We start from the raw sequence: 24,245 nt of genomic DNA on the forward strand, positions 1-24,245 counted from the left end.
GAGTGTCGAGCTAGTGGAACAAGGCGGCGACGGCGGCCGGATTGGACGGGAAATAGAAATGCACGTAGGAGGCGGTCAGCCGTTGCTGCCGGAAGATCGCTTCGCCGTCCCGGCCGTCGGCGGTTTTCGCCCGGACCAGCGGCAGCAGCGGGGTTTCGCTTTGCGAGTAATGGAAAGTGTGGCCGGCCAGCCGGCCTTCCGGCAGTTCGGCAAATTGCGTGCCGAGGGCGGCCAGGCGCTGCTGCATCACCGCCCGGCCCGGCAGCAGCCCGGCAAACCGATGGGTGGCGCCGGACTTGTCGGTGACTTCGGCGAACAGGCTCATCATGCCGCCGCATTCGGCGAGCAGCGGTTTGCCCGCTGCGACATGGGCGCGCAAGGCCGACCACAGATCGTCACGGGCCGACAGCGTTGCGCCATGCAGCTCCGGATAGCCGCCGGGCAGCCAGATGGCGTCGCAGTTGGGCAGCGGATTGCCGGCGAGCGGCGAGAAGAAGCATAGTTCGGCGCCGAGGCTGCTCAGCGTTTCCAGGTTGGCCGGATAGATGAAGCCGTAGGCGGCATCGCGGGCGATGGCGATGCGTCGGCCGGCCAGGAGCGGCGCAATGGTCGGTGGCGGGGTGTCGGCAAAGGCGATCGGGGCGGGCAGATCGACTGTCGCGGTGGCGGCCAGCGCGTCGGCCAGCCGGTCGAGACGTCCTTCCAGATCGTCGATTTCGGCTGCCTGCAGCAGTCCGAGGTGGCGTTCGGGCAGCGCTGCCTCAGGGTTGCGCGGCAGGGCGCCGAACCAGCCCATGCCGGCCGGCCGGCTGTCGCGCAGCAATTCGGTATGGTGGGCGCTGCCGACCCGGTTGGCCAGCACCCCGGCAAAGGGCAGGCCGGGGCGATAGGTGGCCAGGCCGTGGGCCACCGCGCCAAAGGTCTGGGCCATTGCCCCGGCATCGATCATCGCCATCACCGGAATGTCGAAACGGCAGGCAATATCGGCGGCCGACGGTGTGCCGTCGAACAGCCCCATGACGCCTTCGACGAGGATCAGGTCGGAGTCCTCGGCGGCCCGGCTCAGTCGCCAGCTCGCATCGCCTTCGCCGCACATCCCGAGATCGAGGTTCTGGCACGGCCGACCGCTGGCCACCGCGTGAATCTGCGGGTCGAGAAAATCGGGGCCGCATTTGAAGACGGTGACGCGCCGGCCCTGGCGGGCGTGCAGCCGGGCCAGCGCGGCGGTGACGGTAGTTTTGCCTTGGCCGGACGAGGCGGCGGCAATTAATAGGGCGGGACAGGCGGTCATTTGATTTGTTTCCTTGGCGGCGGCGCAGGGCGCTCCGGCGTTTTCAGCGAAGCTGGCTCAGAACTCGAGGCCGGGCATGGCCTTGATGCCGCTCTGGAAGGCGTGCTTTTCCATGCCGATGTCGCTCACTGTGTCGGCCGCATCACGCAGCGCCTGCGGCGCCGCACGGCCGGTGATGATGACGTGCTGCATCGGCGGCCGGGCAAGCAGCTTGGCGAGCACGGGATCGAGTTCGAGCCAGCCGTACTTGAAGGCGTAGGTCATTTCGTCGAGGACGACGAGGCCGATCTGCGGGTTGGCCAGATGCCCGCAGGCGACGCTCCAGGCGTGCTGCGCCGCCTTGGCATCGCGCTCCTTGTCCTGGGTCTCCCAGGTGAAACCTTCGCCGCCGACATGCCAGCTGACCCCGGCCTGCTGGCGGAAAAAGGCTTCCTCGCCGGTATCCGAGCGGCCTTTGACGAACTGCACGACGCCGACCTTGAGGCCGTGGCCGAGGGTCCGGGCGACCACGCCGAAGGCGGCGCTCGACTTGCCCTTGCCGTTGCCGGTGTTGATCACCAGCACGCCGCGCTCTTCCTGGGCATCGGCGATCTTGCCGTCGACGACTTCCTTTTTGCGTTGCATGCGGGCGGCGTGGCGGGATTCCTGATCCAGGGTTTCGGTCATGGCTTGAGCGCTTCCTTGAGTTCGTCCAGGCCTTCGAGCAGGCGTGGGCCGGGGTAGAAAAAATTGTCACCGGAGAGCATGACCAGCGGCACGGGCAAGGCGCCGAGGGCGGCATTGCACTGGCTGGCCGAGGTGGCGATGAAGTTGATGACGAGATCCGGGTGGCTGCTGGCGACCAGGGCCGGGATACCTTCGTTGCCTGGCCCGTCGTCGAGATGGTGGATGCCGTCGACCGGATCGGCGAGGGTCAGGCCGGCCTGTTCGGCAAGGTCGCCGAGCACGGTGTTGCGGCTGTAGGAATAAGGTTTTTCGGCGCAGGCCGAAAGCAGCAGCACGCGCCGGCCGTGGCCGGGAAAATCGGCCAGGCGCTGGCGCAGTTCGCGGCTGAACTGCCTGACGCGGGCCGGACCATCAGGCGCCTCGCTCGCTTCGGCCAGGTCGCTCAGCATCCGTTCGGTTTCGGCCAGCGAGCGCGAGCCGCCGACGCGGAGCGCCCGGGCGCCAGCCGGCGTGACCTGTTGCAGAACCTCGGCCTTGGTCAGCGTCGAGGTTACCAGCAGATCGGGATGCAGGGCGGCGATGGCCGCCGCGTCCGGGTCGGCCACTCCGCCGGTGCGCGGCAAATCTTTCTTGTCGTAGCGCGAAACGCCGACGATGCATTCGCCGCGCCCAAGCCAGTCGAGGGCGATGCTCAGGTAAGGCGATTGACTGACGATGCGCGGACAACTGGCCTGGGCGCTCAGCGCAGCGATGCCGAGCAGGGTAAAGGAGAGAATACGGATCAGCGGAAGCATGAAAGTCCTTGCAATGGCGGCGCGGTCAGCGGGGAATGAAGCCGATCAGGCCATCGATTTCGACGGCTTGCAGCGGGTGCTGGTAGAGCGCCGAGAGGTGTTCGGCGGTCAGCATTTCGCGGACCGGGCCGAGTTCGTGCCGGCCATCGCCGTGGATCAGCAAGGCGCGGTCGCAGTAGCGCCAGGCCAGGGCCGGTTCGTGCAGCACCATGATGACGCCGGCCCCACAGTCGCGGGCTGCCGCAGCGAACAGCTCGAGCACGGCGATCTGGTGATTGAGGTCGAGATGGGCGAGCGGCTCGTCGAGCAGGTAGAGCGGGGCCGCCTGGGTGAGCAGCGTGGCGACCGCCAGACGTTGCCGTTCGCCGCCGGACAAGGTCTGCACCTCGCGTTTTTCCAGTTCGGCCAAGCCGACGGCGTGCAAGGCGGCGCGGGCGATTTCGGCATCGCGCTCGCTTTCCCACTCCCAGCGCCCGAGATGCGGGTGGCGACCGGTCAGCACGGTTTCCAGCACCGTCGATGCAAAGGCATCGCTGTGCCGCTGTTCCAGCCAGCCGCGGCGGCGGGCCGCCTCGCGCGGGCCAAGTTCGGCATAGGTCTGGCCGCCGAGCAGGACCTCGCCGGTATCGGCGGCGCGCAGGCCGGCGAGCACGGAAAGCAGCGTCGACTTGCCCGCCCCGTTGCGGCCGAGAATGGCCAGCCGCTCGCCCGGCTGCAGCGAGAAATTCAGATCGAGACAGACCTGTTGCTGGGCAATGCTCAGGTTCAGCGTCCGGGCTTCGATCAACGGGGCGGCGTTCATCGCGGATGCCTCGACAGCAGGAACAGGAAGACCGGGACGCCGATCAGCGCCGTCAGCACGCCGACCGGCAGTTGCTGCGGGGCGATCAGGCTCCGGGCCAGCGTATCGGCCAGAACCAGCAGCGAACCGCCGGCCAGGACCGAGGCCGGCAGCAGCAGGCGCTGGTCGTTGCCGGTGGCGAGGCGCACCAGATGCGGCACGACCAGGCCGACGAAGCCGATCGAGCCGGCCGTCGTCACCGAGGCGGCGGTGGCCAGCGAGGCGAGCAGATAAATGGCAAAGCGCAAGCGGCCCACCGCAACGCCCAGTGCCTGGGCCTGCATCATGCCGCGCGCCAGCAGGTTGAGTTCGCGGGCGAAGGGCATGCACAGCACCAGGGCGACCAGCAGGGCCAGCAAGGCCGGCCACCACTGGCCGGTTTGGCCAAGGTCGCCCATCAGCCAGAACAGCATGCCGCGCAACTTGTGTTCCGGGGCGATCGCCAGCATCAGGGCGACCAGCGCCCCGCAACCGGCGGCGACGATGACGCCGGTGAGCAGCAGGCGGGTCTGCGTCCAGCTGCCGTCGCCGTGCGCCAGGCCGAAAACAATGACCATGGCGCCGAGGGCGCCGAGAAATGCCAGGCCATCGATGCCGAGTACCGGCAGGCCGAGCAGGATGGCGAACATCGCCCCCACCCCGGCTCCGCCGGAAATGCCCAGCACGTAAGGGTCGGCCAGCGGGTTGCGCAGGAGCACCTGCATCAGCGCCCCGGCCAGGGCCAGCAAGCCGCCGCAGGCGAAGCCGGCGAGCGCCCGCGGCAGGCGCAGTTCGCGCACGATGTCGGTGCCCGGCACGTCCTGCCCGAGCAGCGCCGCCAGGACGTCGATCGGGGGAATTTGCAAGCTGCCAACCGTCAACGCCAGCCCGATGCTCAGCACGGCGAGCAGGCCGAGGCTGGTCAGGATCAGGAGGGCGCGACGGCTGGACGGCATGGATGCTTACTTGGGACTGTAGCGGACACCGACAAAGACATTGGTTCCCGGCGTGGCAAAGTCGCGGACCAGTTCGTAATCCTTGTCGAAAATATTGTTGGCGCGGGCGAATATCGTCCAGTCGGCAGCAACGCGGTAACTCGCCGAGAGGTTAACCACGGCATAGCCGGCGAGTTCCTGGGTGTTGCCGGCGTCGTTGTAGCGCCGTCCGCTGCCGAGAATTTCGCCGCCGATATTGAAGGCGCCAAAGTCCTTGCTCAAGCCCAGTTTCGCAATCTGGCGGGCCCGATAGCGCAACACTTTCTGCTGATCGGTATCTTCCGGATCCTGCAGGTCGAGGCTGGCGGAAAGTTTGTAGCTGTCCAGCTGAGCGCTATAGGCCAGCGTCCAGCCGCTCAGCGTTGCCCGGGCGACATTGCTTGGCATCCACAGGCCGCTCGAATTGGGCGCCCACTCGATCAGGTTGCGTACGTCGTTGTGGTAATACGTCACCGAGGCGTGTTGCGAAGTCGTTTCATAATGAATCGAGCCTTCGCGGTTTTCCGAGGTTTCCGGTTTCAGGTCGGGATTGCCCGAGCCCGGCCAGTACATGTCGTTGAAGGTCGGCGCCTTGAAGCCGGAGCCGTAGGAAAGATTGCCGCGCCAGTTGGAAGAGAACTGGTAGCCATAGGCCAGCATCCCGGTGGTCTTGATGCCGAACTGGGAATTGTCGTCTTTTCTGACGTTGAGCTGCAGGCGGTGATCGGACAAATTTCCCGTCCAGCCAGCCAGGTAGGAGTTAACGCTACGTTCCTTCAACACATAGTTCACATTGCCGGAAACACTCTGCTCGACTCTTTCGGCAGCGAGCAAGGCGGTGCCGATCGGCAGTTTCAGGTCATTCTGCCATTGGTACTGGGTCTGCTCGGAGCGGATATCGGAACCACGGACACCATTGGTGAATTGCTGGCCATCGTCGGCGCTTTTGCCGATTTTGATCGTGCTGGTCCACGCTTCGGTCAGCTGGTTGCGGGTGTAGGCATTGGCCCCGTAGATGGTTTCGTTCTGCTTGTAATCCTTGGCCTTGGGGCTGGAGTCATAGCGATTCCAGCCATCGGAGAAAAGATAGCTGACGCCAAGCTCATGGCCTTTTTGCGGCGTGTAGGAAAGGCTGCCTGAACTGCTGGTCGTCTGAAATCCATCCTTGTCCGGGTTGTAGTACGAGTTCGCCGGATTGCGGACCGAGGTGTACGAGTCGCCACGCTTGTCAGCCAGTTGGAAACTGTAGCGCCAGCCGCTGGCACCACCGGAAAATCCCGCGGCCAGCGCCGAAGTGTTCCAGGTACCGTAGCCGGCTTCGGCGAACGCCTGGAAGGGGCCATCGCCGCGCTTGGTGAAAATCTGGATCACGCCGCCAATGGCGTCCGAGCCGTATAGCGAGGAGCAGGAACCGCGGATGATTTCAATGCGGTCTACCTGCTCCAGCGGGATGAAGCCCCAGGCCGGCGAACCCAGCGTCGCCGAGCCGAGGCGCATGCCGTCTACCAGGACCAGTGCGTGGGAATTGTTGCTGCCGCGAATGAAAACGCTGGAATCGGTGCCCATCCCTCCCTTCTGGTTGATTTCGATGCCAGGTTGGCGGGCCAGCAATTCGTTGATCGTTGCCGTCGGGCCGGCACTGCGGATTTCTTCCGATTCGATCACCGTCACATCGGACAGGATTTCGCTGGCGCGCTGGGCCTGACGGGTTGCGGTGACGACGATGGTATCGAGTGCCGCCAGTTGCTGGGCCTCGGCCGGAGCAACAAAGATGAGCGGCAACAGTGCCGCCAGCGGCTTCAAACGTGGATTCATGATTCTTCCTTTCCCGGCGGGCGTCCCCGCATGCCGGAACAGCATTGAGAAGGAAGCGCAGGGAGAACGGCGGATCGCGAGAACCGGCGCCACACCCCCGTGGCACTTCCGTGATTTGTCTCAGGCCGGTATCCGGGCTCACAAGTCTTGACGCGTCGCCTTCCCAGGTTTTCACCCAGTGGCATTTTGACGCGCCCGCACTTGCTTACCGTTGCGGGGGCAGCAGCGGATTAGTCTCCTTGGAGACGCACCGCTTTCCCGTTTAACTGCGCTTGGAGAAACCTTGCACAGCACCTGACACGCCGCGCATTCTACATGGGCAGGGCTGGCGCCGCATCAGAAAAATGTCTTGGACTTCCAATAAACCACTTTGAGAATAAAGGCTTAGTCCTTGACCATGCGGCATTTTTCCAACTATAGTGCGGTCCATGAATAGCGAACTCGAAGCGCTGGAAGCCAAGATTGAACAGGTCGTCGCCCTGGTTCACCAGTTGCGCGCCGAGAATGAGGTGCTGAAGAATCAGATCGCCGCAGCCGAAGTCGAAAGGTTGCATCTGCGGCAGACCATGACGCTAGCCCGCGAGCGTCTGGAAGGCCTCGTGGACAAGCTGCCAGAGGATGCCTGAGATGAGCACCGAGCCGAATTTCCTTGACGTCAAGATCATGGGTCGCGAATACCGCGTCGCCTGTACGCCGGAAGAGCGCGATGCACTGCTGCTGGCGGTCGATCTGGTCGACAACAAGATGCGCGAAATCGCCCAGCGCACCAAGAGCACCATCGCCGAGCGGGTCGCCGTGATGGCGGCGCTCAACATCGCTCACGAGTACCTTTCCGGCGCCTCCACAGGGGCGGAAAATACTCTTGGCGAAGCGGTTGATACTTCCGACGCAAAGCGTAGAATCGGTGACATGGGAGCACGAATCGATACCGTGCTTGCGCCCCAGCAGCAATTGGACCTGTAGTCATTTGCTGCTGACCCCGGCGCCGCCCGCCGAGCGTCCCCTGCGGTGTTTGTTAAGGCCATATATTCCTTGAACCAATGCTAATTGGCATCGGTTGCGAACCATCGAAACCGCTGTTGTGCGCACTCTTCGTCGGGTGTGCCTGAAGCGGAAGGAACGTAGCCACTCTGGACCCAGGTTCAGGATGCCGGCCTGACGGCACTCGCGGGGGCCTATTTCCAACGGGTGGCAGATTCTCTGCCACCCGTTTCTATTTCCGAAACAGCGACATGCAATACTGGTTGATGAAATCCGAGCCCGACGAGGTTTCAATCGACGACCTCGCCGCCGCACCCGCCCAGACCTTGCCGTGGTTTGGCGTGCGTAATTACCAGGCACGCAATTTCATGCGCGATGCGATGCAGGTCGGCGATCTCGCCTTCTTTTATCACTCCGGCTGTACCGAGCCGGGCATCGCCGGCATTTGCGAAGTGTGTTCGGCAGCTTATCCGGACGCCACGCAGTTCGAGTCGACCATCACAACGGGGGCTGGTCGCAGGGATAATCCGTATTTCGATCCAAAAGCAACGCTGGATAATCCGCGCTGGCTGTTACGCGACGTGCGTTTCATCGCCAGGACGCGTTTCGTTTCGCTCGGCGAGTTGCGGCGTCATCCGGAGCTTGCCGGCATGCGCCTTCTGGCGCGCGGCAATCGTTTGTCGATCATGCCGGTGGCAGAAGCGGAATGGGATTTCATCGTCGAGCATCTGCTCATGCTTAACCAACTGAAAAGGTCTTGAGAATGGCTGTTGAATGGCTGATTGCCTATTTGTTGTTGGGGGCCTTGGTCGGGGTTTTTGCCGGTTTGCTGGGGGTTGGTGGGGGCGGCATCATGGTCCCTTTGCTGACCGCGATGTTTGCTGCCCAGGGCGTGGGTAGCGAGCATCTGGTCCATCTGGCGCTCGGCACATCGATGGCGGCCATTGTCCTGACCTCGATTTCCAGCCTGCGTGCGCATCATGCGCACGGCGCGGTGCGCTGGGACATCGTCAAGGCGATTGCGCCAGGCGTCCTGCTCGGCACCTTCGCCGGCACTTTCGTTGCCTCGCAAGTGCCGACGCGCCCGCTGGCGATATTCTTTGCCTGCTTCATGGCCTACGTCTCGCTGCAGATGATCCTCAACGTCAAGCCGAAACCGTCGCGCAATCTGCCCGGCCCCGTTGGCATGGCCGGAGTGGGCGGGGGCATTGGCATCATCTCGGCCTTGGTGGCGATCGGCGGCGGTTCGCTCTCGGTACCCTTCATGACCTGGTGCAACGTCAAAATGCAGAACGCCATCGGCACTTCGGCCGCGATCGGCTTGCCGATCGCGCTGGCCGGAGCGCTGGGTTACCTGATCAACGGCTGGGGGAGCGCAAGTCTGCCGGACGGGTCGTTCGGCTATGTTTACCTGCCGGCTTTCGTGCTGATCAGCAGCGTTTCCTTTTTCACGGCGCCGCTCGGCGCCCGTCTGGCGCACCGCTTGCCGGTCGCGACGCTGAAGAAGATCTTTGCCGGAGTGTTGATCCTGCTCTCGGCAAAGATGCTGCACACGGTCTTTGCCGGCTGATCAGCAGCCCTTGAAAACGGGCTTGCGCTTGGCCAGAAAGGCCGCGAGGCCTTCCTTGTAGTCCTCGGTGTCGAGGAAGGCGAAAGACGCGGCTTTTTCCTCGTCGTTGAGCGGCCGGCCGCTTTGCAGCCGGCGTATCCACTGTTTGTGCCAGCTGGCGACGAGCGGTGCGCCGGCGCAGATCCGGCGGGCGGTGGCGTAAGCCTCGTCGACGCACTGGGCATCCGGTACGACACGGCTGACCAGTCCTTTTTCGTAGGCTTCGGTGGCGGTCAGGATGCGCCCTTCGAGCAGGATTTCCTTGATGACCGCCGGGCCGGCCAGCTTGAGCAGGCCTTCCATTTCGCCGGGGTACATCGAGAAGCCGAGTTTGTTGATTGGCGCGCCGAAGCGGGCGCTTTCGCCGCTGATGCGCAGGTCGCAGACGCCGGCGATTTCGAGGCCGCCGCCGATACAGGCACCTTGAATCAAGGCGACGGTCGGGTGCGGGCAATCGGCAATCGCATTGAGTGCCGCAGCGACTTGCCCGTGATAGTGCAATGCCTGGTCGAGCGTTGCGCGTCCGGTTACGAATTCTTCCAGATCGCCGCCGGCCGCGAAGGCTTCATGGCCAGCGCCGCGCATGACGACGCAGCGAATGCGATGGTCGCCGGTGATTTTCGCCATGTTTTCGGCCAATTGCTGCCACATGCCGAGGTCGATGGCGTTGAGTTTTCCCGGGTTGTCGAGAGTAAGGGTGGCGATTTCGCCATTGATGTCGAGGTCGACAGTACTCATGGGCTGTTTCCGTTTTTTGGTTGAAGAATTATAGGCTTGAGTCCGGTAAATCGATTTTGGTCAGTCCTATATAAGATAGAATAATGCGCGCCGATATTCGGCAATTATTAATAGGGGAGAATAAGCCATGAGCAGCGCGATGTATGAGCGGATGCGGGCCAATCCGAAGTTCCAGGATCTTGTCACCAGACGGGGACGTTTTGCCTGGACCTTGGCCTTTGTTGTTTTGACCATGTTCTACGGTTTCGTGATGGTGGTCGCCTTCAATCCGGCAGCCTTGGGCCAGCCGGTGAGCGAAGGTTCGATGTTGACTGTGGGGGTCGCCGTCGAATTTTTCATGTTCGTTTTCTTCTGGCTGCTGACGGCAGTTTATGTCCGGCGTGCCAATACGGAATTCGACGCACTGACCCAGGAAATCGTCAAAGAAGCCTGGAAGGAGAACAAATAATGCGTCGCCTGACTCAACTCAGCACGGCTCTCGGCCTCTTCGCCGTCGCCGCCATGGCGTATGCCGGCGGCCCGCTTGAAGGCGTTACCGAAAAACAGGCGACCAACTGGCACGCCATCATCATGTTCTGCATCTTCGTCGCGATGACGATGGGCATTACCTATTGGGCGGCCAGCCGCACCAAGTCGACCGCCGACTTCTACACGGCCGGTGGCGGCATTACCGGCTTCCAGAACGGCATGGCGATTGCCGGCGACTATATGTCCGCCGCCACGCTGCTCGGTCTGACCGCGATGGTGTACACCCAGGGTTACGACGGCTACATCTACATGCTGGCCTTCTTCGCCGGCTGGCCGGTCATCCTGTTCCTGATGGCCGAACGCCTGCGCAATCTCGGCAAGTTCACCTTTTCCGACATTACCGCCTATCGCCTCGATCAGGGCAAGGTGCGCACCATGGCGGCGATTTCCTCGCTGACCGTGGTCTGCTTCTATCTGATCGCCCAGATGGTCGGTGCCGGTCAGTTGATCAAGCTGCTGTTCGGTCTTGACTACAACGTCGCGATCTTCGCGGTCGGTATCCTGATGATGGTCTATGTCACCTTTGGCGGCATGGTCGCCACCACCTGGGTGCAGATCATCAAGGCCGGCATGCTGCTGGTTGGCGGTACGCTGGTGATGGTCCTGGCCTTCATGCAGTTTGATTTCTCGTTCCAGAATCTGCTGGAAAAAGCGACGGCCGTCCATAAGCTCGGTCCCAAGCTGATGTATCCGGGCAGCCTGCTGGCCGATCCGATCACCGCCATCTCGCTCGGCCTCGGTCTGATGTTCGGTACCGCCGGTCTGCCGCACATCCTGATGCGCTTCTTCACCGTGACCGATGCCAAGGAAGCCCGCAAGTCGGTGCTCTACGCTTCCGGTTTCGTTGCCTACTTCTTCAACGTGATCTTCATCATGGGTCTCGCCGGCATCCTGATCGTCGGCCAGAATCCGGAGTTCTTCGAAGGCGGCGCGATCGGCGGCAAGCTGATCGGCGGCGGCAACATGGTCGCGATGCATCTGGCCAAGGCGGTCGGCGGCAACATGCTGCTCGGCTTCCTGGCTGCCGTTGCCTTCGCCACCATCCTGGCTGTCGTTTCCGGTCTGGCTCTGGCTGGCGCTTCGGCGATCTCGCATGACATTTATGCCCGCGTGATCATGAAGGGCCAGGCATCCGAGGCGACGGAAATTCGTGTCTCGCGGATTGCCACGATCTGCCTCGGCTTTGTCGCCATCGTGCTCGGCATCCTGTTCGAAAAGCAGAACATCGCCTTCATGGTCGGCCTGGCCTTCGGTGTGGCGGCTGCTGCCAACTTCCCGGTGCTCATCCTGTCGATGTACTGGAAGGGGCTGACGACTCGTGGCGCGTTGTTCGGCGGCTACGGCGGCCTGCTTTCGGCGGTCATGTTCGTGGTCCTGTCGAAGTCGGTGTGGGTCGATGTGCTGCACAATGCGGCACCGCTCTTCCCCTACACCCAGCCGGCCCTGTTCGCGATGCCGATTGCCTTCCTGCTCGCCTACATCTTCTCGAAGACCGACAGCAGCGTTCGCGCCGGCAAGGAAATCGAGGCCTTCGAAGACCAGTATGTGCGTGCCCAGACTGGCTTCGGTGCTTCGGGAGCCAGCAACCACTAAGTTCTTCCGGAACCGTAAAAACCCGGCGACATGCGTCGTCGGGTTTTTTTGTCCGCAATTAATGGCGCTTCCAGCAGCGGTGGTGTAGATTCGCCCCCTTCGCTGCCCAGCCAGCGTCGTCCTCAAGGGGGTATGGTGAAACGAGGAATCGAGCCGACATCGGTCGAGCGCAAAATGCGGGAGGATGATTTCATCGTCTCGAAAACCAACGCCAAAGGCATCATTACTTACGGAAATCCGATTTTCATCGAATTTTCGGGGTATACCGAAGAAGAGCTACTTGGCTCACAGCACAATATCATTCGTCATCCGGACATGCCGCGGGCGGCATTCAAACTGGCCTGGGACACGATTGCATCGGGCAAGGAATTTTTCGGCTATGTAAAGAACATGGCCAAGGATGGCAGTTTCTATTGGGTCTTTACCCATATCACCCCGGATTTCGACTCGCGCCGCAATATTCTCGGTTATTCCTCGGTGCGTCGTTGTCCGCGGCCGGGTGCCATTGCGAAAATCGAGCCGGTCTATCGCCAGATGCTCGCGGCCGAACGCGCAGCCGGATCGCGCGAGGCAATTGCCGCCGGCACGGCGGTTTTGCTCGATTTGCTGCAACAGACAGGAATGAGTTATGAAGAACTCGTCTTTTCCCTTTAAACGCCTGCTGCTCGGCTTGCTGATCGGTCTCGGGCTGGCGGCCGGCTATTTTGCGGCGTGGGCGCCGGTCGTCTTTCTCGTGCCGGCGCTCGTTCTCGTTTTCCGCTTGGATGGTGCCGCTCAGACTCCGCTCACCGAACTGGATGGCCTGCTGCAACAGATCGGACAGGGCAAACTGACCGGCAGAATGCCGCATTCGCTCGGCGCGCCGATGCTGGAGAGCATTCGCGTCAACCTGAACTCGGTGCTTGACCAGACGGAAACGGCATTTCGGGAAATTCTCGGGGCGATGAGCGCGTCCTCTGAAAACCGCAACTGGCGGCGTCTGCAAACCACCGGCCTGCACGGCACCTTCAGCGATGTGCTCGACCAGATGCAGGTCTTGCTCGACCGCTTGGGGGCGGCCCAGGAGTCGATAGCCCGCGAGGCCTTGTTGTCGAGAATTTTTCTGCGCTCCGAACGCGGCCTCTCGATGGCCATCAATCACGTCAGTGCGGCGCTTGGCGAGGTCGATGAGAACGCCCAGCAAGCAAAATCCCTGGCCAGCGACTTCGCCAGTTCGGCCAGCGACATGGCCGAAGCCTCCGGCCGGATGGCGCTGGCTCTCGGACTGGCCCAGGAGTCCGCCGGCAACGGCGTCCAGGCACTGGACGACCTGAACAGCAAGGCCAATGTGATCAGCCAGCTGACCGGCCATATCGATGCCATCGCCAAACAGACCAATCTGCTCGCCCTCAACGCGGCGATCGAGGCGGCGCGGGCCGGCGAGGCGGGACGCGGCTTCGCGGTGGTCGCCGATGAAGTACGCAAGCTGGCCGACCAGTCGTTGCGGGCATCGGAAGAAATTGCCGCGGCCATCCGCGCCATATCCGGTTCGATGCAATGGGCCACGCAACAGATCGGTGCCCTGAGCGATTCCGTCTCGGATGCCCGGACCACTGCCGATGCCTTCGGCGAGAAGCTTACCCGCTCAGCCGGTTCGGCCGATCAGGTTGGCGAGCTGACCACGGCGATTGGAGCCGGTGCCCAGTCGATGGGCGAATCGATGCGCCTGGTTGCCCTTGCTCAGAAGGCGCGGGCCGATGTGACGGCGATCCTGCATGGCGAGGAACTCGACGTCAATGCCCTGCCCGAGATCGAGCGCGAGGCCATTGCCGTCGTTCAGACCCGGAAATGGGTGACCGGCAGTGCCGATCGCGAAGCGCTGATCGGCATCTATGATCGGCTGTTCTCAAGTATCGAGAGTGAAATGCACTAAAACTGCCGCGGCAGTTGCGTCGCCGTCAGGGATTCTTGGCGGCGGCGCTTTCGTGCATCCGGGCCAGCGCATCGCGCCCGGACAGCAAGTGATCGTGCATGGTCTTTTCGGCCTTTTCGGTATCGCCCGCTTCAAACGCCGCCATGATCGTGCGATGCTCTTCGAGCGATTGTTGCAGACGACCTTCGAGCGACAGCGAGTGCAGACGGGATAGTTTCAATACCTTGCGCAAATCCTGGATGACTGAAAGCAGCCAGCGATTGTTGGCCAGTTCCTGGATGCGCCGGTGAAACTCCTGATTGGCCTCGAAAAAGGCATCGATCCGGCCTTCCTTCGCGGCCAGTTCGAGCTTTTCGTGAATGGCCCGCAGTTCGCGCGTATGCGCCGGTTTGGCGCGGCGCACCGCGTCGACCACGCAACGCCCTTCGAGCAAGGCCATCAACGGAAAAATGTCGTCCATGTCCTGGCGCGAAATCTCGGTGACGTAACAACCGCGCCGCGGGCGCAATTCAACCAGCCCTTCCGAAACCAGAACCTTGAGTGCTTCGCGGAGTGGCGTGCGCGAAATGCCGTACTCCTCGGCGAGTTTCTGCTCGTCGATCCAGGTGCCCGGCGTCAGTTCATGGGCGTAAATGCGTTGACGCAAGCGTTCGGCCACTTCCTGATAAAGCGCGGTTGGTGCAATACGGGTCATGTTTTCGGTGTGGTGTGATTGAGCAAGTCAATACGTGGCTGACTTGCGTCCATAATTATGGATAAAGTATTATGCTGGGCTTGGTATGTCAAGCTGGGCCCGGAAGCGTAGAATTTTGGATTCTGCAGCATCGGCCTGAAAAATCGAATCGGCGAAAGGTGTCTCATGTCTGAAAAATTCTTTGATTCCAATAACCTGGATGCCTGGACCAAGGCAGCCGCGAAACACTCTCCGGGTGGCGAAGTCAGGAATCTGGACTGGAATACGCCGGAAGGTCTGGCGGTCAAGGCGTTGTACACCAAAGCCGACGTCGAGTCGCTGGAATTCGCCGACACCCTGCCCGGCTTCGCACCTTATCTGCGTGGCCCGCAGCCGACGATGTACGCCGTCAAGCCGTGGACCATCCGCCAGTACGCCGGCTTCTCCACTGCCGAAGCCTCCAATGCCTTCTACCGCAAGGCGCTGGCCGCCGGCGGTCAGGGTGTGTCCGTGGCTTTCGATCTGGCGACGCACCGCGGCTACGACTCGGACAATGCCCGGGTCACCGGCGACGTCGGCAAGGCCGGCGTGGCGATCGACTCGGTCGAAGACATGAAGATTCTCTTCGACAGCATTCCGCTCGACAAGGTTTCTGTGTCGATGACGATGAACGGCGCCGTGCTGCCGATTCTCGCCGGTTACATCGTTGCCGCCGAAGAACAGGGCGTGGCGCAGGACCAATTGTCCGGCACGATCCAGAACGACATCCTCAAAGAATTCATGGTGCGGAACACCTACATCTATCCGCCCAAGCCGTCGATGAAGATCATCGCCGACATTTTCGGCTACACGGCGCAGCACATGCCGAAATTCAACTCGATCTCGATTTCCGGCTATCACATCCAGGAAGCCGGCGCCAACCAGGCCATCGAGCTCGCCTTCACGCTGGCCGACGGCATGGAATACGTGCGCACCGGCGTCGCTTCCGGCATGGATGTCGATACCTTTGCCGGCCGCCTGTCCTTCTTCTGGGCGGTGGGCATGAATTTCTACCTGGAAATCGCCAAGATGCGTGCTGCCCGTTTGCTGTGGCACCGCATCATGACCAAGTTCAATGCCAAGAGCCCGAAGTCGATGATGCTGCGCACGCACAGCCAGACTTCCGGCTGGTCGCTGACCGAGCAGGACCCGTACAACAACGTCGTCCGCACCACCATCGAAGCGATGGCGGCGGTCTTCGGCGGCACCCAGTCCCTGCATACCAACGCGCTCGACGAAGCGATCGCGCTGCCGACCGAGTTCTCGTCACGCATCGCCCGCAACACGCAGTTGATCATCCAGGAAGAAACCCACATCACCAATGTCGTCGATCCGTGGGCCGGCTCCTACATGATGGAAAAGCTGACCCAGGACATGGCCGACAAGGCCTGGGGCATCATCGAGGAAATCGAGGCGATGGGCGGCATGACCAAGGCCGTCGAATCCGGCTGGGCCAAGATGCAGGTCGAAACCTGCGCGGCCGACAAGCAGGCGCGCATCGACTCCGGCAAGGACGTCATCGTCGGCGTCAACAAGTACAAGCTGGCCAAGGAAGACGCGATCGACATTCTCGATATCGACAACCATGCCGTGCGTGACGCGCAGGTCGCCCGTTTGAAGAACATCCGCGCCAGCCGCGATAGCGCTGCCGTCAATGCGGCTCTCGAAGCCTTGACCGCCGCTGCCGAGTCCGGTCAGGGCAACCTGCTCGACCTGACCGTCAAGGCGATGCGTCTGCGCGCCACGGTCGGTGAAGTGTCCGACGCCCTGGAAAAAGTCTTCGGCCGTTTCCGCGCCAACAACCAGACCATTTCGGGAGTGTACGGAGGTGTCGTGGAAGGTCAGGAAAGCTGGGAAAGCATCAAGGCCGATATCGCCAAGTTCGCCGAAGAAGAAGGCCGCCGGCCGCGCATCATGATCGCCAAGCTCGGTCAGGACGGTCATGACCGGGGCGCCAAGGTGGTGGCCACCGCCTTCGCCGACCTCGGTTTCGACATCGACATGGGGCCGCTGTTCCAGACGCCGGAAGAAGCCGCCCGCCAGGCCATTGAAAACGACGTCCATGCGATCGGTGTCTCGTCGCTGGCCGCCGGTCACAAGACGCTGCTGCCGGAGCTGGTCAAGTCGCTGCAGGCGCAAGGCGCCGACGACATCATCGTGTTCGCTGGCGGGGTCATTCCGGCCCAGGATTACGACTATCTCTACCAGGCTGGCGCCAAGGCCATCTTCGGGCCGGGCACCCGGATCGAGGATTCCGCCATTCGCGTGCTGGAAGAAATTCGCAAGGCCCGCGGCTGATCACTGGATGAATTTGCGCGATAGCCACGTGCCGACTCATTCTCTTTCGTCGGCCGACCAGACGCTGATCGATGGCGTGCTGGCCGGTCAGCGGCGGGCGCTCGCCAAGGCCATCACGCTGATCGAATCGACCCGTGCCGATCATCAGCAACGGGCCCAGCAGGTGCTGAACGCCTTGCTGCCGAAAACCGGCGGTGCCATTCGGGTCGGGATTTCCGGGGTGCCGGGAGCCGGTAAATCGACTTTCATCGAGGCGCTCGGCGTCTGGCTGATCGAGCAGGGCAAGAAGCTGGCTGTGCTCGCCGTCGACCCCTCGTCGTCGGTGTCCGGTGGCTCCATCCTCGGCGACAAGACGCGCATGGAGCAATTGTGCCAGCGCGAGGAAGCCTTCATCCGGCCTAGTCCGTCGGCCGGTTCGCTGGGCGGCGTGGCCGAGAAGACGCGCGAAGCGATGTTGTTGTGCGAGGCGGCCGGCTTCGACGTGATCATCGTCGAAACGGTCGGGGTCGGTCAGTCGGAAACGACGGTGGCCGGCATGGTCGATATCTTCTGTCTGCTGCAGTTGCCGAATGCCGGCGACGATTTGCAGGCGATCAAGAAGGGCATCGTCGAGATCGCCGATCTGGTGGTCATCAACAAGGCCGATATCGACCCGCGCGCCAGCGCAGTGGTCCGTGCCCAATGGAAGAACGCGCTGCACATGCTGCGCCCGGCCTCCAAGAACTGGTCGCCACCGGTTCTGACCGCCAGTGCCTTGCACAAGGAAGGCATCGTCGAGTTCTGGGAAGCGATCGAGAAATACCGCACGGCGCTGACGCCGACCGGCGAATTCGCCGCCAAGCGCCAGCATCAATCCTTGAGCTGGATGTGGCAATTGATCGATTCCGGTTTGCGCCAGCATTTCCGGCATCACCCGCGCGTCCGGGAAAATCTGCCGGCGCTGACTTTATCCGTCGAACAGGGCAATACGACTCCGGCTGCCGCCGCGTATGCGCTGCTCGATTATCTGAAACACTGATTTCTTTGAATTACCCGCACCATTTAGGGAGATTCCTCTATGCATGACATCATTCGACAGCTGGAAGAAAAGCGTGAATTGGCCCGCCTCGGCGGTGGCCAGAAGCGCATCAACAGCCAGCACAAGAAGGGCAAGCTGACCGCCCGCGAACGTATCGAGCTACTGCTCGATCCGGAATCCTTCGAAGAGTGGGATTTGTTCAAGGAGCACCGCTGTACCGATTTCGGTATGGATCAGGCTGAAAAGATCCCCGGCGACGGCGTGGTCGTCGGCTACGGTACGGTCAACGGCCGTCTGGTCTTCGTTTTCTCGCAGGACTTCACGGTATTCGGCGGTTCGCTGTCGGAAACCCACGCCGAGAAGATCTGCAAGGTGATGGACCATGCAATGAAGGTCGGCGCCCCGGTGATCGGCCTCAATGACTCGGGCGGCGCCCGCATCCAGGAAGGCGTTGCCTCCCTCGGCGGCTATGCCGACGTGTTCCAGCGCAATGTGATGGCCTCCGGCGTCGTGCCGCAGATCTCGATGATCATGGGCCCCTGTGCCGGTGGCGCGGTGTACTCGCCGTCGATGACCGATTTCATCTTCATGGTGAAAGATTCGTCCTACATGTTCGTGACCGGTCCGGAAGTCGTCAAGACCGTGACCCACGAAGACGTTACCGCCGAAGAACTGGGTGGTGCCGTGACCCACACCAGCAAATCCGGTGTCGCCGACCTGGCCTTCGAGAACGACGTCGAAGCGCTCGGCATGCTGCGCCGCTTCATGAATTTCCTGCCGGCCAACAACCGCGAAAAGCCGCCGGTCACGCCGACCAACGATCCGGTCGACCGCTTCGACTATTCGCTCGACACGCTGGTGCCGGACAATACGAACAAGCCGTACGACATGAAGGAACTGCTCGTCAAAGTGGTCGACGACAATGACTTCTTCGAATTGCAGGCTGATTACGCCAAGAACATCATCATCGGCTTCGGCCGCATCGATGGCCATCCGGTCGGCATCGTCGCCAACCAGCCGCTGGTGCTGGCCGGCTGTCTGGACATCAAGTCCTCGATCAAGGCCGCCCGTTTCGTCCGTTTCTGCGACGCCTTCAACATTCCGGTCGTCACCTTTGTCGATGTGCCGGGCTTCATGCCGGGCACCCAGCAGGAATACGGCGGCATCATCAAGCACGGCGCCAAGCTGCTTTACGCCTATGCCGAATGTACCGTGCCGAAGGTTACCGTGATCACCCGCAAGGCCTACGGCGGCGCCTACGACGTGATGTCGTCCAAGCACCTGCGCGGCGACGTCAACCTCGCCTGGCCGTCGGCTGAAATCGCCGTGATGGGGCCGAAGGGTGCCGTCGAGATCATCTTCCGCGAAGAGAAGAGCAATCCGGAGAAGCTGGCCGAGCGCGAAGCCGAGTACAAGGAAAAATTCGCCAACCCGTTTGTCGCCGGCGCCCGTGGCTTCATCGACGACGTCATCATGCCGCACGCCACCCGCAAGCGCATCGCTCGCTCGCTGGCCATGCTGCGCGACAAGAAACTCGACAATCCGTGGCGCAAGCACGGCAACATTCCTCTGTAAGCGTCAGGGAGAAACAGGAATATGTTCAAGAAAATTCTGATCGCCAACCGCGGTGAAATTGCCTGCCGCGTCATCAAGACCGCCCGCAAGATGGGCATTCTGACGGTTGCCGTCTATTCCGAAGCCGACAAGGATGCGCTGCACGTCGATCTGGCCGACGAAGCCGTCTGTATTGGCCCGGCCGCCTCGAAAGAATCGTATCTGGTCATGGACAAGATCATCGCCGCCTGCAAGCAGACCGGCGCTGAAGCTGTCCACCCGGGTTACGGCTTCCTGTCCGAGAACGCCACGTTCTCGCGCCGCCTGGAAGAAGAAGGCATCAAGTTCATCGGCCCAAAGCACTACTCGGTGGCCAAGATGGGCGACAAGATCGAGTCGAAGAAGCTGGCCATCGCCGCTCAGGTCAACACCATCCCGGGTTACAACGATGCCATCGCCGGTCCGGACGAAGCCGTCAAGATCGCCCAGGGCATCGGTTACCCGGTGATGATCAAGGCTTCCGCCGGCGGCGGCGGCAAGGGTCTGCGCGTTGCCTTCAACGATGCCGAAGCGCACGAAGGCTTCTCTTCCTGCGTCAACGAAGCCCGCAATTCCTTCGGTGACGACCGCGTCTTCATCGAAAAGTACGTGCTGGAACCGCGCCACATCGAAATCCAGGTCTTGGGCGACTCGCACGGCAACTACGTGTACCTGAACGAGCGTGACTGCTCGATCCAGCGTCGTCACCAGAAGGTCATCGAAGAGGCGCCGAGCCCCTTCGTCGATCCGGAAATGCGCAAGGCGATGGGCGAACAGGCTGTCGCCCTGGCCCGTGCGGTGAATTACGAATCGGCCGGGACGGTCGAGTTCGTCGTTTCCGGTGCGACCAAGGAGTTCTACTTCCTGGAAATGAACACCCGCCTGCAGGTGGAACACCCGGTCACCGAACTGATCACTGGCCTCGACCTGGTCGAACAGATGATCCGCGTTGCCTACGGTGAAAAGCTGCCGCTCAGCCAGGCCGATGTCACCATCAACGGCTGGGCCATGGAATGCCGGATCAATGCCGAAGACCCGTTCCGCGGCTTCCTGCCGTCCACCGGTCGTCTGGTCAAGTTCCAGCCGCCGAAGGAAATCGATGGCCAGGTGCGTGTCGATACCGGTGTCTACGACGGTGGCGAAATCTCGATGTTCTACGACTCGATGATTGCCAAGTTGATCGTGCACGGCGCGACCCGCGAGCAGGCGATTTCCCGCATGCGCGACGCCCTGAACGGCTTCGTGATCCGCGGCATCTCCTCGAACATTCCGTTCCAGGCCGCGCTGATGCAGCATCCGCGCTTCCAGTCAGGCAACTTCAATACCGGGTTCATCGCCGACGAATATCCGAAGGGCTTTGACGCCTCGATGGTACCGCATGATGATCCGGCGCTTCTGGTTTCGGTCGCTGCCTACGTGTACCGCGCCTTCACCGACCGCTCCGCTTCGATCACCGGCCAGTTGCAGGGTCATGAGCGCATCGTCGGCGACAAGTGGATGGTCATCCGCCTGAACAAGGACGGCAACGAGCATCACCCGGTGACGGCGCGCATCATTCCCGGCGGCTATCACATCGAGTACAAGGGCGAAAACTACGAGATCCTGTCCGACTGGAAGCTCGGCGAATCGCTGTTCAACGGCACCTGCAACGGCGAGGAATTCACGCTGCAGGTCGAGCGGCACAAGATCAAGTACAGCCTGTTCCACTGGGGCACCCGCGCCGACTTCATGGTGATGAGCGCCCGGGCCGCCGAACTGCTGGCGCTGATGCCGGAAAAGATGCCGCCCGATCTGTCGAAGTTCCTGCTTTCCCCGATGCCGGGCCTGCTCCGCGAAGTTGCGGTAACGGTCGGTCAGGACGTGAAGGCCGGCGAAAAGCTGGCCGTCATCGAAGCCATGAAGATGGAAAACATCCTCAAGGCCGACCAGGACTGCAAGGTCAAGAAGATTTCCGCGGCGGCCGGCGAAAGCCTGTCGGTGGATCAGATCATCATCGAGTTTGAATGATCGCAAGCGGCCGTTTCTGACGGTCGTTTGCCCCCCGCTGCGCAACGCGGGGTGAGGCATGCAAGGCCCGTCTCCGGACGGGCCTTTTTTCTGTCAGGCCAACCGGCAGCCGTACCGAACGTAATCGACGCCGCGCTCCAGAACCTCGGTAGGTACCAGGTGTTCCAGCGAAGCGCCGTCAAGCGCCAGGCCGACGTCGAGGCGGGCGCCGGCGCTGGCCGGCAGGATCAGCGACACGGCATCGGCGCTACGCAGCAGGAAGGCGGGGATGCGCGGCGCGCGCTGGGCATGGCTGGCCGGCCGTTTCAGGCTGCACGCCTCGACCTTTTCCTCGTACCAGTGCAGGCCGCCGGTCAGGGCCTCGGCGGCTGTCGTCTGCAGGCCGAAGAGCACGCCGAGACGGGGTTTTCCCCGGCTGGTCGAGGCGATCAGGCAGGGAGACAGGCGGCGTGTGCCCTGCAGCTCCGGTGGCCGAACCGCCATGCCATCGACCATCGTCCAGACTTCGCCGGGCACGTTGAGTTTCTTCACCGCCGTCGGCATCTGCGAGACGCGATCGAAGCCGAACATCGCCAAGCGGTCATGGGCCAGGGCGGTGCTGCTGGCCTCCAGATTGCCTACCGGGTTGAGGAAGTCGCCGGTGAAAATTGCATAGGCATGTTCGGCGCCAAAGGCGATCTCGATTTCACCGATCTCGGTTGATGCGGCCCGTTGCGGTGATTTCAGGCTGGCAGCGAGTTCAGTGAGCAGGCGGATGCTGGCCGCTGGCGAGAGTTCGCGGCCGAGCTTCAGCGATTCCGGCGACTGACCGGCCTGGAGCGCCTCAAGGCGGTGGCGAATCTTGCGCGCCACCGGGCGGACATCGAGCCAGCGCGGGATGCCTTGCGGCAATTGGCTGCCAAAGAGCGGCAGCAGATCGACCGTCTGGCTTTTCGGCGTGTCGTCGGGGGTGGCCTGAAAAGTGCACAATTCCCGCCAGCGGCTGATCGCCCGGTTGGCAACAATGAGCTGCGGCGAGGTCAGGCGATACGGATCGATCAGCCGGAGCAGGAAGGCCCAGGCCAGATGGCCGGCAATATTGGCTTCGCCGAGATGGCGAAAGTCCGGGTCGGCCAGCGGCTGGCGCAACACGCCGTTGCTTTCCGCCTGGGCAAGAACGCCAAAGAGCAGGCGGTCGAGCGATTCGGGGCATTGCCGGGCAGCCTGGAAGTGGCAGTATTCGGCCATCCGGAAGGCGCAGGCGGCGCGGTTCAGCGGCAGGCCTTTGGCGGTCGGCGGAAATTGCGGGGCGAGACGCAAGTAGGCGACGCCCAGCCGGGTCCATAAGCCATGCGCGTGCTCGAAGCAGCGCTGATCGTCTTCCGGCATCGGCAGGGCCTTGCGGAAATAGCGCGCTTCCAGATTCTCCTGGGCCGGCACCGCTGCCGCGCGCAGCAGATTGAGCAGTTCGAGCGCCTCGGCGGGGGGCAAGGCCGAGCCGTCGATCGCCTCGATCTGCAGGCGCAGGGCGGCGACCATGTGCAGTGCCTGGGCCTGCGGTTGGGCGGCAAGCCAGGCGCGGGCCGAAGCGCCGTCGTGAAAGGCGAGGGTGATATTCCGGCGCGGTTCGGGCAGAGCTAGCCAGTGCATATGGCCTCCTTTCGGCGTATCCTCAAACCATGAGTGGATTTGAACATTATGAACGCGAACTGGCCGATCTAGATCATGAGATTCGTCGCTACGCGGCCATTTGCCGCGTTGATCTGGGCAATCGTCATGAAATCGATGCCTGTCTGCGCGATCATCACGATACCTGGGCGGCGGACAAGGCGCGTTCCAGCCTGCAGGGCTTGCTGGTCTTGCGTATCAAGCTGGAGGCGGAGATGCTCGAACTGGGCTTTTCCCCGCCGCCGCTCATTCCGCCCGCCCCGCCCGAAGTCTGATCAACCGTCGGCGTTGATCCGCGCGATCAGCGCCTGCAGCGTGGCTTCCGCCTGGTCGTTGGCGATCTGACAGGTACCGGCCGCCTGGTGGCCGCCGCCACCGTATTGCAGCATCAATTCGCCGACGTTGGTCTTGCTGCCCCGGTCGAGAATCGATTTGCCGGTGGCCAGTACGGTGTTCTGTTTCTGAACGCCCCACAAGACATGGACGGAAATATTGGTCTGCGGGAACAGCGCGTAGATCATGAAGCGATTGGTCGCCCAGATCGTTTCCTCGTGGCGCAGGTCGAGGACGACCAGATTCTTGTACACCGTGCTGCAGCGCAGGATCTGATCCTTGGCTTTTTCCGACTGCTCGAAATACAGCTCGACCCGCTCTTTGACGTCCGGTAGCGCCAGGATCTCGTCAATGCCGTGATTGCGGCAGTATTTGATCAGATCCATCATCAACGTGTAGTTGCTGATCCGGAACTCGCGGAAACGGCCCAGCCCGGTACGGGCATCCATCAGGTAATTGAGCAGAACCCAGCCGGTCGGCTGGAGGATTTCATCGCGGCTGAATTGAGCCGAGTCGCTTTTGTCGACCGCCGCCATCATGTCGTCGGCGACCCCCGGGAAGGCCTTTTTTCCACCGTAGTAGTTATAGACGACCCGTGCCGCCGACGGGGCAGCCGCTTCGATGATGTGATTCTTGCGCTCGCCGCTATTGCGAATGGTTTCCGACAGGTGATGGTCGAAAGCCAGATGGGCGTTGGCGACATAGGGCAGATTGGTGGTGATGTCGCGCGCCGTGATGTCGATCTTGCCATCCTGCATGTCTTTCGGATGGACAAACTTGATGTCGTCGATCAGGTCCAGTTCATTGAGCAGCACGGCACAAACCAGGCCGTCGAAATCGCTGCGGGTGACGAGGCGGAATTTTTGTTGGGGCATCTTCTGTGGTCTCCGGTGAGCGGGGGAATCAGGGCAATTTA

23 protein-coding genes, 1 other RNA gene and 1 riboswitch are annotated in these 24,245 nt (G+C 62.1%); of the genes, 14 read left to right on the top strand and 10 right to left on the bottom strand.

Going from position 1 to position 24,245, the window contains the following annotated elements:
• Nucleotides 1–10: 10 nt before the first annotated feature.
• Genes ACLIKD_RS19485 through ACLIKD_RS19510 form a run of 6 tightly spaced genes read right to left on the bottom strand, consistent with a single transcriptional unit; the run spans nt 11 to nt 6,360 of the window.
• Nucleotides 11–1,291: a cobyrinate a,c-diamide synthase gene (locus ACLIKD_RS19485; RefSeq protein ID WP_428826326.1), complete on the bottom strand. Its 1,281-nt coding sequence runs from the start codon at nt 1,289–1,291 to the stop codon at nt 11–13.
• A gap of 57 nt (nt 1,292–1,348) precedes the next feature.
• Nucleotides 1,349–1,957: a cob(I)yrinic acid a,c-diamide adenosyltransferase gene (gene cobO, locus ACLIKD_RS19490; RefSeq protein WP_428826327.1), complete on the bottom strand. Its 609-nt coding sequence runs from the start codon at nt 1,955–1,957 to the stop codon at nt 1,349–1,351.
• On the bottom strand, nt 1,954–2,751 hold the full coding sequence (locus ACLIKD_RS19495; protein WP_428826328.1) for an ABC transporter substrate-binding protein: 798 nt from the start codon (nt 2,749–2,751) through the stop codon (nt 1,954–1,956). The genes cobO and ACLIKD_RS19495 overlap by 4 nt, the downstream gene beginning before the upstream one ends.
• Before the next feature lie 25 nt (nt 2,752–2,776).
• Nucleotides 2,777–3,553 carry an ABC transporter ATP-binding protein gene (locus tag ACLIKD_RS19500; protein ID WP_428826329.1) on the bottom strand — a complete coding sequence of 259 codons (777 nt, stop codon included), beginning with the start codon at nt 3,551–3,553 and terminating at the stop codon, nt 2,777–2,779.
• Entirely contained in the window at nt 3,550–4,527 is a 978-nt protein-coding gene (locus ACLIKD_RS19505) for a FecCD family ABC transporter permease (protein WP_428826330.1), read from the bottom strand. The genes ACLIKD_RS19500 and ACLIKD_RS19505 overlap by 4 nt, the downstream gene beginning before the upstream one ends.
• A gap of 6 nt (nt 4,528–4,533) precedes the next feature.
• Nucleotides 4,534–6,360 carry a TonB-dependent receptor domain-containing protein gene (locus ACLIKD_RS19510; protein ID WP_428826331.1) on the bottom strand — a complete coding sequence of 609 codons (1,827 nt, stop codon included), beginning with the start codon at nt 6,358–6,360 and terminating at the stop codon, nt 4,534–4,536.
• 106 nt (nt 6,361–6,466) lie between these two features.
• A riboswitch (cobalamin riboswitch) is annotated at nt 6,467–6,673 on the bottom strand.
• Between the two features lie 115 nt (nt 6,674–6,788).
• Between ACLIKD_RS19510 and ACLIKD_RS19515 the strand changes: the two genes are divergently transcribed.
• The 5 genes from ACLIKD_RS19515 to ACLIKD_RS19535 all read left to right on the top strand — a co-directional run bounded on the left by ACLIKD_RS19515 (nt 6,789) and on the right by ACLIKD_RS19535 (nt 8,911).
• Nucleotides 6,789–6,986, top strand: coding sequence for a hypothetical protein (locus ACLIKD_RS19515; RefSeq protein ID WP_226417643.1), 198 nt, complete (start codon nt 6,789–6,791; stop codon nt 6,984–6,986).
• Nucleotide 6,987: 1 nt separating this feature from the next.
• A complete protein-coding gene (locus ACLIKD_RS19520) occupies nt 6,988–7,323 on the top strand; it encodes a cell division protein ZapA (protein WP_226417642.1) in 336 nt (111 codons plus the stop codon).
• Nucleotides 7,324–7,357: 34 nt separating this feature from the next.
• Nucleotides 7,358–7,538: non-coding RNA, 6S RNA (gene ssrS / locus ACLIKD_RS19525), on the top strand.
• Between the two features lie 69 nt (nt 7,539–7,607).
• Nucleotides 7,608–8,102 carry an EVE domain-containing protein gene (locus ACLIKD_RS19530; RefSeq protein WP_428826332.1) on the top strand — a complete coding sequence of 165 codons (495 nt, stop codon included), beginning with the start codon at nt 7,608–7,610 and terminating at the stop codon, nt 8,100–8,102.
• Nucleotides 8,103–8,104: 2 nt separating this feature from the next.
• Nucleotides 8,105–8,911 carry a sulfite exporter TauE/SafE family protein gene (locus tag ACLIKD_RS19535; RefSeq protein WP_428826333.1) on the top strand — a complete coding sequence of 269 codons (807 nt, stop codon included), beginning with the start codon at nt 8,105–8,107 and terminating at the stop codon, nt 8,909–8,911.
• Here the strand turns inward: ACLIKD_RS19535 and ACLIKD_RS19540 are convergent, their stop codons facing one another.
• A complete protein-coding gene (locus tag ACLIKD_RS19540) occupies nt 8,912–9,688 on the bottom strand; it encodes an enoyl-CoA hydratase/isomerase family protein (protein ID WP_428826334.1) in 777 nt (258 codons plus the stop codon).
• Nucleotides 9,689–9,815: 127 nt separating this feature from the next.
• On the opposite strand from ACLIKD_RS19540, the gene ACLIKD_RS19545 reads away from it, so the two are divergent.
• The 4 genes from ACLIKD_RS19545 to ACLIKD_RS19560 are packed head-to-tail and all read left to right on the top strand — an operon-like array spanning nt 9,816 to nt 13,721.
• A complete protein-coding gene (locus ACLIKD_RS19545) occupies nt 9,816–10,136 on the top strand; it encodes a DUF485 domain-containing protein (protein WP_226417638.1) in 321 nt (106 codons plus the stop codon).
• On the top strand, nt 10,136–11,809 hold the full coding sequence (locus tag ACLIKD_RS19550; protein ID WP_226417637.1) for a cation acetate symporter: 1,674 nt from the start codon (nt 10,136–10,138) through the stop codon (nt 11,807–11,809). Before ACLIKD_RS19545 ends, ACLIKD_RS19550 begins: the two co-directional genes overlap by 1 nt.
• A 30-nt stretch (nt 11,810–11,839) precedes the next feature.
• The gene (locus tag ACLIKD_RS19555) at nt 11,840–12,463 is read left to right on the top strand and encodes a PAS domain-containing protein (protein WP_226417636.1); all 624 of its coding nucleotides are present in this window, start codon (nt 11,840–11,842) and stop codon (nt 12,461–12,463) included.
• A complete protein-coding gene (locus ACLIKD_RS19560) occupies nt 12,438–13,721 on the top strand; it encodes a methyl-accepting chemotaxis protein (protein ID WP_428826335.1) in 1,284 nt (427 codons plus the stop codon). Before ACLIKD_RS19555 ends, ACLIKD_RS19560 begins: the two co-directional genes overlap by 26 nt.
• Nucleotides 13,722–13,746: 25 nt before the next feature.
• Here ACLIKD_RS19560 and ACLIKD_RS19565 read toward each other — a convergent pair whose 3' ends face one another.
• A complete protein-coding gene (locus tag ACLIKD_RS19565) occupies nt 13,747–14,415 on the bottom strand; it encodes a GntR family transcriptional regulator (RefSeq protein ID WP_226417634.1) in 669 nt (222 codons plus the stop codon).
• 165 nt (nt 14,416–14,580) lie between these two features.
• Here ACLIKD_RS19565 and scpA point away from each other — a divergent pair, with 165 nt between their 5' ends.
• Genes scpA through accC form a run of 4 tightly spaced genes read left to right on the top strand, consistent with a single transcriptional unit; the run spans nt 14,581 to nt 21,349 of the window.
• On the top strand, nt 14,581–16,731 hold the full coding sequence (gene scpA / locus ACLIKD_RS19570; protein ID WP_428826336.1) for a methylmalonyl-CoA mutase: 2,151 nt from the start codon (nt 14,581–14,583) through the stop codon (nt 16,729–16,731).
• 7 nt (nt 16,732–16,738) lie between these two features.
• Complete coding sequence (gene meaB / locus ACLIKD_RS19575) at nt 16,739–17,749, top strand: methylmalonyl Co-A mutase-associated GTPase MeaB (protein WP_226417632.1); 1,011 nt, start codon at nt 16,739–16,741, stop codon at nt 17,747–17,749.
• A gap of 39 nt (nt 17,750–17,788) precedes the next feature.
• Nucleotides 17,789–19,324: an acyl-CoA carboxylase subunit beta gene (locus ACLIKD_RS19580; protein ID WP_226417631.1), complete on the top strand. Its 1,536-nt coding sequence runs from the start codon at nt 17,789–17,791 to the stop codon at nt 19,322–19,324.
• 21 nt (nt 19,325–19,345) lie between these two features.
• Nucleotides 19,346–21,349, top strand: coding sequence for an acetyl-CoA carboxylase biotin carboxylase subunit (gene accC / locus ACLIKD_RS19585; RefSeq protein WP_226417630.1), 2,004 nt, complete (start codon nt 19,346–19,348; stop codon nt 21,347–21,349).
• A 93-nt stretch (nt 21,350–21,442) separates the two neighbouring features.
• Here accC and ACLIKD_RS19590 read toward each other — a convergent pair whose 3' ends face one another.
• Entirely contained in the window at nt 21,443–22,978 is a 1,536-nt protein-coding gene (locus ACLIKD_RS19590) for a hypothetical protein (RefSeq protein ID WP_428826337.1), read from the bottom strand.
• Between the two features lie 29 nt (nt 22,979–23,007).
• On the opposite strand from ACLIKD_RS19590, the gene ACLIKD_RS19595 reads away from it, so the two are divergent.
• Nucleotides 23,008–23,271, top strand: a complete 264-nt coding sequence (locus ACLIKD_RS19595) for a hypothetical protein (protein WP_226417628.1) — start codon at nt 23,008–23,010, stop codon at nt 23,269–23,271.
• Here ACLIKD_RS19595 and ACLIKD_RS19600 read toward each other — a convergent pair whose 3' ends face one another.
• Nucleotides 23,272–24,204 carry a hypothetical protein gene (locus ACLIKD_RS19600; protein ID WP_428826338.1) on the bottom strand — a complete coding sequence of 311 codons (933 nt, stop codon included), beginning with the start codon at nt 24,202–24,204 and terminating at the stop codon, nt 23,272–23,274.
• Nucleotides 24,205–24,245 lie beyond the last annotated feature (41 nt).

It is taken from the genome of Azonexus sp. IMCC34842 (genome assembly GCF_050368855.1).
GTDB classification, from domain to species: domain Bacteria; phylum Pseudomonadota; class Gammaproteobacteria; order Burkholderiales; family Rhodocyclaceae; genus Azonexus; species Azonexus denitrificans_A.